Consider the following 7,625-nt stretch of genomic DNA (forward strand, 5'->3'; position numbering starts at 1 on the left):
CCGATGCGCTGCGGATCCCCGCCCCCCAGCTCGTGCATGCCGCCGCCGCCTTCCCCCCGAACGTGCGCAACAGAGCGAGGATAGTGCGGGCGGCCCCTCCGGGGAGGGGGTCTTGTCCGAGGGGGTCTTGTCCGGCGGGGTCTTATCCGGCGGGGTCTTGTCCGTGACGGGGCCCGCACGTCGACAACCTGTCGTGGAATGCCCCGGACCGCAGACAGGACGCCGATTCCGTTTCCGCATCGCGGACATCTACGCTCGGCCGCATGACTCCTGAGCCCCACCTCCAGGCCGGCGCCGCCGTGAAGGCCGCGGACCGCGCGCACGTCTTCCACTCCTGGTCCGCCCAGGAGCTCATCGACCCGCTCGCCGTCGCCGGCGCCGAGGGATCGTACTTCTGGGACTACGAGGGCAAGCGCTACCTCGACCTCGCCAGCGGACTCGTCTACACCAACATCGGCTACCAGCACCCGAAGGTCGTCGCCGCGATCCAGGAGCAGGCGGCGAAAATGACGACGTTCGCGCCCGCGTTCGCCGTCGAGGCGCGCTCGGAGGCGGCCCGGCTGATCGCCGAGCGGACGCCCGGCGACCTGGACAAGATCTTCTTCACCAACGGCGGCGCCGACGCCGTCGAGCACGCCGTGCGCATGGCGCGGCTGCACACCGGACGGCCGAAGGTGCTCTCCGCGTACCGCTCGTACCACGGCGGCACCCAGCAGGCGATCAACCTCACCGGCGACCCGCGCCGCTGGGCCTCCGACAGCGGCACCGCGGGTGTCGTGCACTTCTGGGGCCCCTTCCTGTACCGCTCGCGCTTCTACGCCGAGACCGAGGAGCAGGAGTGCGCGCGGGCGCTGGAGCACCTGGAGACGACGATCGCCTTCGAGGGCCCCGCGTCCGTCGCCGCGATCGTCCTGGAGACGGTCCCGGGCACGGCGGGGATCATGATGCCGCCGGCCGGTTACCTCGCCGGGGTCCGCGAGATCTGCGACAAGTACGGCATCGTCTTCGTGCTGGACGAGGTCATGGCCGGGTTCGGGCGGACCGGTACGTGGTTCGCGGCCGACCTGTACGACGTCGTGCCCGACCTGATGACCTTCGCCAAGGGCGTGAACTCGGGGTACGTGCCGCTGGGCGGCGTCGCCATCTCCGCGAAGATCGCCGAGACGTTCGCCGAGCGCCCCTACCCGGGCGGCCTGACCTACTCCGGACACCCGCTGGCCTGCGCCGCCGCCGTCGCCACGATCAACGTGATGGCGGAGGAGGGCATCGTCGAACACGCGGCGCGGCTCGGCGCCGAGGTCGTCGAGCCGGCCCTGCGGGAGCTGGCCGAACGGCACCCCAGTGTGGGCGAGGTGCGCGGCACCGGCATGTTCTGGGCGCTGGACCTGGTGAAGAACCGGGAGACCCGGGAGCCCCTTGTGCCCTACAACGCGACCGGACAGGCGGCCACCCCGATGTCCGCGTTCGCCGCCTCCGCCAAGTCCCACGGCGTGTGGCCGTTCGTGAACATGAACCGCACGCACGTCGTGCCGCCGTGCAACATCTCGGAGGCCGAGCTGAAGGAGGGCCTGAAGGTCCTGGACACGGCGCTCTCCGTGGCGGACGAGTACACCGGGTAGCAGCGGGGGCACACCGTGGAGTCCCTGCCCGCTTGCGGGCAGGGAGGGGGCGTCGGCGCGTATGGTGGCGTGCTCGTACACCGTAGACATGTGTGCGAGCCCTGCGCGCCCGCCCCGGGGCCCGCACGCCCCGCCCGCGACGAGGAGACGCCCGCCCATGCCCGGCCCCAGCGGCACCGGTGCCGTCACGCGCAGCACCCTGCGGCAGCAGATCGCCGACGCGCTCCGCGACGAGGTGCTGGCCGGCAGGCTCCAGCCGGGGCAGGAGTTCACCGTCAAGGAGATCGCCGAGCAGTACGGGGTGTCCGCGACGCCCGTGCGCGAGGCCCTGGTCGACCTGTCCGCGCAGGGGCTCCTGGACGCCGACCACCACCGGGGCTTCCGGGTGCACGAGTACTCGGTCGACGACTTCCGCGGCATGATCGAGGCCCGCAACCTGGTGACCGACGGGATGTTCCTGTCCCTCGCCGGGGACCTGGAGGGCGGCCCCGATCCGGACGACCCGCGCGTCGCCGCCGCCCTCGCCGGAGTGCGGCGCCGCGGTGAGGAGGCCCAGCGCGCCGCCGCGGCCGGCGACCTGACCGTCCTCATCGGCTACGACCTGCGGTTCTGGCGCGAGCTGGCCGTCCTCTTCGGCAATGCCTACCTCTCCGACTTCCTGCACCGGCTGCGCGTGCAGTCCTGGGTGTGCACGGTGCAGCACCTGCGCCGGCTCAGCGAGCTGCGCGGCGCACTGTGGTCCGGGCACTCCGAGCTGGTCGACGCCCTCGCCCGCCGCGACGTGCCGGGCGCCCGGTCGCTGGTCCACGCGTACAACGCCCACTCGCTCGCGCTGATCGAACGGCTCGCCCGGGACGACCCGGGGGCCGGCGGGGGATGACCAACGGCTGAGGTGTCGTGGTCGGGCGCCAGATGGGTATGGGACCTGCACGCGACACGCACCGACTACCCTTTCCTGACCCGCTGTGCTGTGTGAGGAGCCCTCTTTTGGCCTGTGACCTGTGGCTGGTACCGCTCGTCGACGTCTTGTGCCACACGCCGGACAACCCGTTCGCCGAAGAACTCGCGCAATACGACAAGGTGCTCGCCGAGGCCGGGCTGCCGCCGGTGCCGGTGTACCAGTACATGCCGGGACTCACCGGCGAGGTCGGGCCGGTGGCCGGCTTCGACTATGACGCGCTGCACTTCCTGCGCCGGGCACACCTGCTCCAGGTGTGCGGGCTGCCGGTGACACCGGTGGACGAACTCGGCGGTGACTACGAGCAGTTGCTGGAGATGTTCGAGTCGACGGCCCAGCAGTCGCACCTGGTCTGGCACTACGACCACGCGGGCGCCTACGTCCCGGTCGACTTCCCGCACCCGCTGGCCAACGACGAACTCCTCGCGGGCGGCGGCCCCCTGGGCTCCTCGCACGCCCTGCTGCGGGAGCTGGAGTCCGTCGCCCCGGCCCTCGGCATCGACCCCGCCAACCCCCCGGCGCCGCCGCAGCCGCCGCTCGCGCCGACGGAGCTGGAGGAGCCGGCCGTGCCCGCGCCCTACGACTCCAGTCCCTTCGCCCGGGAGCGCCACGTGTGGCTGGGCCTGCACGCGGCGGCCACGCGCAGCCTGGCGCAGGGGTCGATGATCGTCTTCAGCTGACCGGGGCGGTCCGGCTCCGGTCAGCCGAGCTGGGAGAGGCCCTTGCGCAGTTCGTCGGCGTTCATGATCGGAGACACCTCGACCTCGGCGTTCAGCTCGGTGAAGAACGGCTCGCCGGTGGACGGCAGCTCCGAGCTGTCCTGCATGTCGAAGACCATCAGGGCCGTCCGCCTACCGCCCAGGGGACCGAAGTAGGCGGCCTCCGGCTTGACGTGGTCGAGCGTCCGGCTGATCAGCTCGGGCAGTTTCCCGCTGCGGAGCGCCTCGTTCGCCTTCTCCGTGTCCAGCGTCGCCTTGAGCAGCACGCGCATCGCACTCACCTTCTTCTGCCGACGCGACGTGTACGAACTCAGCGTGCACGCCCTCAGCTTACGCCCGTGATGTCCACTTCGTTCAGGCGTTCCGGTTCCGCGATCACGTCGATGCCGGTGATGCGGTCGTCGTCCGCGAAGGTGAAGCGGAGGACCACGCCCAGCCGGCCGTGCACGGCGGTCGCGATGCCGGCCAGGCCGTCGACGAGGACCACGGCGGCGGACCGCGCCCTGGCCATCGAGGCCATCGCTCCCCTGGCCACCGGCTCCAGGCCGGACACGGTGACGGGCTCGGGCGTCGGGACGACCGCGGCGTCGGCGCGCAGGACGACGTCCGGGTGGAGCAGCGAGACCAGCGCGTCGAAGTCGCCGCCGCGGGTGGCCGCCAGGTAGGCGTCGACCGCGCGGCGCCGGCGGGGCGGGTCGGCGACCGGCGCGGGGACGCCCCGGACCCGGCGGCGGGCGCGGCTGGCCAGCTGGCGGGTGGCCGCGGGGGTCTTGGCGAGCATCTCGGCGATGTCGTCGAAGGGCACGTCGAACATGTCGTGCAGCACGAACGCGAGCCGTTCGGCGGGGCCCAGGGTGTCCAGGACGATCAGCAGCGCGATCCCGACGGAGTCGGCGAGCTGGGCCTCCTCCTCCGGATCGGCCGGCCGGGGGCCGGACCGTGGGCCGGACCGGGGTCCGGGAAGCACGTCCTCCAGCGGCTCCTCGCGGCGGCCCGCGCGGGCGCGGAGCATGTTGAGGCAGACCCGGGCGACGACCGTGGTGAGCCAGCCGGAGGGGTTCGCCACGTCTGAGGTGTCCGTGCGGTCCGCGCGCAGCCAGGCGTCCTGGAGGGCGTCGTCGGCCTCGCCGAGGGAGCCGAGGATGCGGTACGCGACCGCCCGCAGCCGGGGCCGGTCCAGCTCGAACTGACGTGCCATGTCGTCGGATCGTCCGGGCACCGTACGGCTTCCTTCCGCGTCCCCGCGCCCTCGTGGGCGGGTCGCCCCCAGTGAACCACTCCGGCGTGCGCGCTCCCCCGGCGGCCTCCCGGCCTTCTCACCGGTCTTCTCCCGGGCCTTCTCCCCGGCCTTCTCCCGGGCCTTCTCCCCGGCCTTCTCACCGCACCAGGGTGATCCCCGGCGGCCACAGCACGCCCTCGGCCAGCAGCAGCGAGGGGCCCAGGTGCACGGGGCACACGCGCAGCGGCGTGCGCAGATGCCGGGCGACCTCGAAGCGGACCGGGTCGCCGCAGTCGCCCGGCCCGGTGCCGCCGTACGGGCCCTGGCAGGAAGCGGCGCTGTAGCGGTCGGTCATGCCCCCGATCCGACACCACCGTCCGGGCCGGCGCCCGGCGGAGGGGGCCGAACGAAGGGCGGCCGGACAGAGGGCTACAGGACGTCGGCGTCGTTCAGGCCGATGCACTTGCGCTGCTGCGGAATCCACCGCACGGCGGGGTCGAGCGCGGTGAGGATGCCGCCCACCTCCTCGCGCGGGCCGTCGTACGTGAACTCCACGGCCGGTGAGCGGCCGTACGTCCGCAGCACGCTCACGCCGTCGCGCTTCAGCCGGTCCTCGTCGAGGACCCAGTCGACGCCGTCGACGGTGACGCAGAGGTTGATGTTCGGCTGCAGTTCCTCGGCACCGCACCGGAAGACCGCCTTCTGGCCGCCCCAGGACGCGACCCCGTCGCCCAGGGCCCAGTCGCGGGAGGCGCCGGGTATGGAGTCCGGCAGGCGGGAGACGACCTCGTCGCACTTGGCGTCGTCCGCGTGCGGGGCGGCGGAGACGCGGTGGCCGTCGACGTAGAAGAGCCCGCCGGTCACGGCGACGACGGCGACGGCCAGCCAGATCCACGTCCGGGTGGTGGGCTTTCGGCGCTTTCGGCGCAGGGCGACGGGGAGGGGGTTGCCGATCCGCATGTCCACTCGCTCCGTCGCCCTACGTCCGCGGATTCCCGCGGTCTCCTACAGCTGCCCACAGTCTCCTACAGGAACGAGTTGACCTCGATCGTCTCGTCCCGGCCCGGGCCCACGCCGATCGCGGAGATCGGGGCGCCGGACATCTCCTCCAGCGCCTTCACGTAGGCCTGGGCGTTCTTCGGCAGGTCGGAGAAGGACTTCGCCTTGGTGATGTCCTCGCTCCAGCCGGGCAGCGTCTCGTAGACCGGCTTCGCGTGGTGGAAGTCGGACTGCGAGTACGGCAGCTCCTCGACGCGCTTGCCGTCGATCTCGTACGCCACGCAGACCGGGATCTGCTCCCAGCCGGTGAGGACGTCGAGCTTGGTGAGGAAGAAGTCGGTGAGGCCGTTGACGCGGGTGGCGTAGCGGGCGATCACCGCGTCGAACCAGCCGCAGCGGCGGTCGCGTCCGGTGGTGACGCCCCGCTCGCCGCCGATGCGGCGCAGGGCCTCGCCGTCCTCGTCGAACAGCTCGGTCGGGAAGGGACCGGCGCCGACGCGGGTCGTGTACGCCTTGAGGATGCCGATGACCCGGCTGATCTTCGTCGGGCCCACGCCGGCGCCGGTGCAGGCGCCGCCCGCGGTCGGGTTCGAGGAGGTGACGAAGGGGTACGTGCCGTGGTCGATGTCGAGCAGCGTGCCCTGGCCGCCCTCGAAGAGGACCACCTTGTCGTCGTCGAGGGCCTGGTTCAGGACCAGGACCGTGTCCGCGACGTAGGGGGCGAGCTTGTCGGCGTAGCCCAGCAGCTCCTCGACCACCTGGTCGACGGCGATCGCGCGCCGGTTGTAGAGCTTGGTGAGCATCTGGTTCTTGACGTCCAGCGCCGCCTCGACCTTCTGGGTGAGGATCGACTCGTCGTAGAGGTCCTGGACGCGGATGCCGACGCGGTTGATCTTGTCGGCGTAGGTCGGGCCGATGCCGCGGCCGGTGGTGCCGATCTTGCGCTTGCCGAGGAAGCGTTCCGTCACCTTGTCGACGGTCACGTTGTACGGCGTGATGATGTGCGCGTTTCCGCTGATCAGGAGCTTGGACGTGTCGACGCCGCGCTCGTTCAGCCCGCTCAGCTCGGAGAACAGGACCGACGGGTCGACAACGACACCGTTACCGATGACCGGCGTACAGCCGGGAGACAGGATTCCGGAAGGGAGCAGGTGAAGGGCGTACTTCTGATCGCCCACGACTACCGTGTGGCCGGCGTTGTTGCCGCCCTGGTAGCGCACCACATAGTCGACGGAACCACCGAGCAGGTCCGTCGCCTTTCCCTTGCCTTCGTCACCCCACTGAGCACCGAGCAGCACAAGTGCGGGCACGCGCGTACACCCCTTCCGGGCGGGGCATGTCCAAGGTCGAGGGAGTACGCGGCGGTCTTGAGCCACGTACACCGCGACCGTCGTTGGCCGCCAACCGTCGGACCGGATGCCCCGGAATAGACGAAGCCCCTGGCGCAATAGCGCAAGGGGCTCTTGCACAAAGATGCTACCCGAGGAAGCGAGGCATGGCCGAGGTGGCGACTTCCGTGAGCTCTTCCACGAACTCCTCCGCGAGGCCCGACCAGCTTCTGGTGGTCGTCGATCCGGTCGCCCGGAGGGCCGACGGGGAGTCCGTCCGGATCGCGAAAGACGTGCTCAGCGCGGGTGCGGCGAGTACGAAGGTGTGTCTGCCGGACGACCCGGAGGAGTTCGCGCGGGCGCTCGGACGGCGTGGTTCGCGGCGGCCCGTGGTGGTCGGTGACGACGGTGCGCTGCTGCGGGCGGTGGGCCTGCTGCACCGGCGGCGGGAGCTGGCGGGGTGCGCGCTGTCGGTGGTGCCGGTGGGTTCGGCGCTGGGCCTCGCCCGGTCCCTGGGGCTGCCCACCGGGGCGGTGGCAGCGGCCCGGGCCGTGCTGGACGGCGCGGAACGGCGCCTCGACCTGCTCGTCGACGACAGCGACGGGGTGGTGCTGGGGGCGGTGGGGATTCCGCCGGTTGCCTCCGGCGGTCCCCGGGAACGCCTTGAGGACGCCGGCGCGGACGCGGTACGCGGGGAATCCGGGGTGGGCCGCCCCTGGCTGAGGACCTGCCAGTCGCTCGTACGGACCCTCGCGTCCTCGCGGCCCGCGAGGACGCGAGGGT

9 protein-coding genes are annotated in these 7,625 nt (G+C 71.9%); 4 read left to right on the forward strand and 5 right to left on the reverse strand.

Annotated features, from left to right (window positions below; all coding sequences use genetic code 11):
- The first annotated feature begins 263 nt into the window (after positions 1–263).
- The 3 genes from DMH12_RS35720 to DMH12_RS35730 all read left to right on the forward strand — a co-directional run bounded on the left by DMH12_RS35720 (position 264) and on the right by DMH12_RS35730 (position 3,257).
- Complete coding sequence (locus DMH12_RS35720) at positions 264–1,619, forward strand: aspartate aminotransferase family protein (RefSeq protein ID WP_125495466.1); 1,356 nt, start codon at positions 264–266, stop codon at positions 1,617–1,619.
- 157 nt (positions 1,620–1,776) lie between these two features.
- Positions 1,777–2,499 (forward strand): GntR family transcriptional regulator, encoded by a 723-nt coding sequence (locus DMH12_RS35725; RefSeq protein WP_125495467.1) that lies wholly within the window; start codon positions 1,777–1,779, stop codon positions 2,497–2,499.
- A 107-nt stretch (positions 2,500–2,606) separates the two neighbouring features.
- The gene (locus tag DMH12_RS35730; RefSeq protein WP_125495468.1) at positions 2,607–3,257 is read left to right on the forward strand and encodes a hypothetical protein; all 651 of its coding nucleotides are present in this window, start codon (positions 2,607–2,609) and stop codon (positions 3,255–3,257) included.
- Positions 3,258–3,277: 20 nt separating this feature from the next.
- On the opposite strand, the gene DMH12_RS35735 is transcribed toward DMH12_RS35730, so the two are convergent.
- The 5 genes from DMH12_RS35735 to DMH12_RS35755 form a co-directional block, all read right to left on the reverse strand.
- Entirely contained in the window at positions 3,278–3,568 is a 291-nt protein-coding gene (locus tag DMH12_RS35735; protein WP_122616767.1) for a hypothetical protein, read from the reverse strand.
- 53 nt (positions 3,569–3,621) lie between these two features.
- Positions 3,622–4,494, reverse strand: coding sequence for a sigma-70 family RNA polymerase sigma factor (locus tag DMH12_RS35740; protein WP_185832739.1), 873 nt, complete (start codon positions 4,492–4,494; stop codon positions 3,622–3,624).
- A 178-nt stretch (positions 4,495–4,672) separates the two neighbouring features.
- Positions 4,673–4,870 (reverse strand): hypothetical protein, encoded by a 198-nt coding sequence (locus DMH12_RS35745; protein WP_125495470.1) that lies wholly within the window; start codon positions 4,868–4,870, stop codon positions 4,673–4,675.
- Between the two features lie 74 nt (positions 4,871–4,944).
- Entirely contained in the window at positions 4,945–5,475 is a 531-nt protein-coding gene (locus tag DMH12_RS35750) for a DUF3515 family protein (protein WP_125495471.1), read from the reverse strand.
- Positions 5,476–5,540: 65 nt separating this feature from the next.
- Positions 5,541–6,824: an adenylosuccinate synthase gene (locus tag DMH12_RS35755; RefSeq protein ID WP_125495472.1), complete on the reverse strand. Its 1,284-nt coding sequence runs from the start codon at positions 6,822–6,824 to the stop codon at positions 5,541–5,543.
- Positions 6,825–7,009: 185 nt separating this feature from the next.
- On the opposite strand from DMH12_RS35755, the gene DMH12_RS35760 reads away from it, so the two are divergent.
- Positions 7,010–7,625: diacylglycerol kinase family protein (locus tag DMH12_RS35760; RefSeq protein ID WP_185832740.1), on the forward strand; the 616-nt coding region annotated here is incomplete at its 3' end.

This window comes from Streptomyces sp. WAC 04229 (genome assembly GCF_003947455.1).
Classification (GTDB): Bacteria; Actinomycetota; Actinomycetes; order Streptomycetales; family Streptomycetaceae; genus Streptomyces.

What these genes read in the sequence shown, in the direction of transcription:
- DMH12_RS35720 (WP_125495466.1), top strand. Translation starts at nt 264, where the DNA reads ATGACTCCTGAGCCCCACCTCCAGGCCGGCGCCGCCGTGAAGGCCGCG.
- DMH12_RS35725 (WP_125495467.1), top strand. Translation starts at nt 1,777, where the DNA reads ATGCCCGGCCCCAGCGGCACCGGTGCCGTCACGCGCAGCACCCTGCGG.
- DMH12_RS35735 (WP_122616767.1), bottom strand. Translation starts at nt 3,568, where the DNA reads ATGCGCGTGCTGCTCAAGGCGACGCTGGACACGGAGAAGGCGAACGAG.
- DMH12_RS35740 (WP_185832739.1), bottom strand. Translation starts at nt 4,494, where the DNA reads ATGGCACGTCAGTTCGAGCTGGACCGGCCCCGGCTGCGGGCGGTCGCG.
- DMH12_RS35745 (WP_125495470.1), bottom strand. Translation starts at nt 4,870, where the DNA reads ATGACCGACCGCTACAGCGCCGCTTCCTGCCAGGGCCCGTACGGCGGC.
- DMH12_RS35750 (WP_125495471.1), bottom strand. Translation starts at nt 5,475, where the DNA reads ATGCGGATCGGCAACCCCCTCCCCGTCGCCCTGCGCCGAAAGCGCCGA.